The sequence below is a fragment of the Modestobacter sp. KNN46-3 genome (assembly GCF_011039295.1).
Genome location: NZ_JAAKGN010000308.1, coordinates 1 through 1,822 on the forward strand (window position 1 = coordinate 1; position 1,822 = coordinate 1,822).

Consider the following 1,822-nt stretch of genomic DNA (forward strand, 5'->3'; position numbering starts at 1 on the left):
CCAGGTCGTCGGCGTCCACGCCGTCCTCCCCTGGGGCGCCATCCGCTGAGCCCCGAGGGCGCCGTCGCTGACCCGAGGGGCCAAAGTCGCGACTTTGGCCCCTACTCGACTACCACAATGGCCATTCTGGTGGGCGGCGCTACCGGCCGGTGGTGCCGTCGGTGCACTCGCGCAGCAGGTCGGCGTGGCCGTTGTGCCGGGCGTACTCCTCGACCATGTGCAGGTACACCCAGCGCAACGACACCCGCTCGCCGTACCGGAGCCCGACGGCGACGTCGTCCAGCGACGTGTGTCCTGCGGCGACCGCTCGGCTGGCCTCGACCTCCGCGGTGAAGGCGGCCAGCTCGGCCGGGACGGCGGTGGTCGGGTCGTCGCCGTCGGCCCCGACCCCGTCGAACTCCGCGTCGTCCTCGTCGGCCCAATAGACCGTCGGCGCCTCACGCCCGGCGACGACCCGGGTGAACCAGTACCGCTCGACGTCGGTCATGTGCCGGAGCAGCCCGCGCAGGCTCAGACGCGAGGGCGGCACCGACCGCTCACCGAGCTGCTCCGGCGTCAGGCCGGCGCACTTCGTCAGCAGCGTCGCCCGGTGGAAGTCCAGCCAGGCCTCCACCGCAGCACGCTCGCCGTCGGTGGACGGCGGGTCGACCCGGATGGGCGCAGGTGCGGTCACCCGACCAGTCTGCCGGGCCCCGCGCCCTCCCCCGGGCGCCTGCCTCCGCGGTGAGGGGCCGAAGTCGCGACTTCGGCCCCACCCCCCACCAGAATGGCCATTCTGGTGGGTTCGGGGCTAGTCGCCGGTGGCGCCGTCGATGCGTTCGCGGAGCAGGTCGGCGTGGCCGTTGTGCCGGGCGTACTCCTCGATCATGTGCAGGTACACCCAGCGCAGCGAGACCGCCTCGCCACTGCGGCTGGTGCAGCCCCGGCTCAGGTCGTCCAGGGACCCGAACCCGTCCGCGATCTCCCGGCTGACCTGGCACTCCTCGGCGAACCGGGCGAACTCCCGGGCCACCGTGTCCGGCTCGTCGGCGTCCCGGCCCACGCCGTCGAAGTCCCCGTCCGGGTCGTCGGGCGCGCAGTACAGGTCCGGGGCGTCCTGGCCGGCCAGCACCCGGCGGAACCAGCCGCGCTCGACCTCGGTCATGTGCCGCACCAGCCCGCGGAGGCTGAGCGACGACGGCGGCACCGACCGCTCACCCAGCTGCTCGGGGGTGAGACCGGCGCACTTGGTCAGCAGCGTGCCCCGCTGGTACTCCAGCCAGGCCCGGACGGCGTCGCGCTCGCCGTCGAGGAAGGGCGGGTCCACGCGCACCGGCGCGTCCACGAAGTCGTCCATGACCGCAGATCATGGCGGGCCGGGCGCTACAGCAGGGACAACCCCAACCGTTCGCTGAGCAGGTGCAGCGCTGCCCGGCCGGCCCGCGAGTTGCCGGCGGCGTCCAGTGGCGGGGACCAGGCGCAGACGCCGAACCGGTTGGGCACGTCGCCCATCACCGCGCCGCCCACCCCGCTCTTGCACGGGAAGCCCACGTCGTAGGCGAACTGACCGGCCGCGTCATACGTGCCACAGGTCAGCATCACCGCGCTGACCCGCCGGGCCAGGGGCTCGGTCAGCACCCGGTCGCCGGTCCGTGGGTCCACCCCGTCGTGGGCCAGGAACCGGGCGGCCCGGGCCAGCTGCCGGGTGGTCACGGTCAACGCGCACGCCGTCCTCGGCCAGCGGCCGGGCCTCGGTGGCCACCTGGTCGAGGACGTCGGTGAGGTCGTCGGGCACGTCATCGGGGGTGGTGGACACCCTCGGACGGTGTCACGGCGCGCCCGG

Annotated in this window: 3 protein-coding genes; all 3 read right to left on the reverse strand. The window is 74.0% G+C overall.

From position 1 onward, the window contains the following. Positions 1-139: 139 nt before the first annotated feature. The gene (locus G5C62_RS26820; protein ID WP_164703389.1) at positions 140-673 is read right to left on the reverse strand and encodes a DinB family protein; all 534 of its coding nucleotides are present in this window, start codon (positions 671-673) and stop codon (positions 140-142) included. Between the two features lie 117 nt (positions 674-790). Continuing rightward, a complete protein-coding gene (locus G5C62_RS26825; protein WP_164703390.1) occupies positions 791-1,336 on the reverse strand; it encodes a DinB family protein in 546 nt (181 codons plus the stop codon). Positions 1,337-1,362: 26 nt separating this feature from the next. Continuing rightward, positions 1,363-1,698 (reverse strand): glutaminase, encoded by a 336-nt coding sequence (locus tag G5C62_RS26830; RefSeq protein ID WP_206330897.1) that lies wholly within the window; start codon positions 1,696-1,698, stop codon positions 1,363-1,365. Between the last annotated feature and the right edge of the window lie 124 nt (positions 1,699-1,822).

What these genes read in the sequence shown, in the direction of transcription:
- G5C62_RS26825 (WP_164703390.1), bottom strand. Translation starts at nt 1,336, where the DNA reads ATGGACGACTTCGTGGACGCGCCGGTGCGCGTGGACCCGCCCTTCCTC.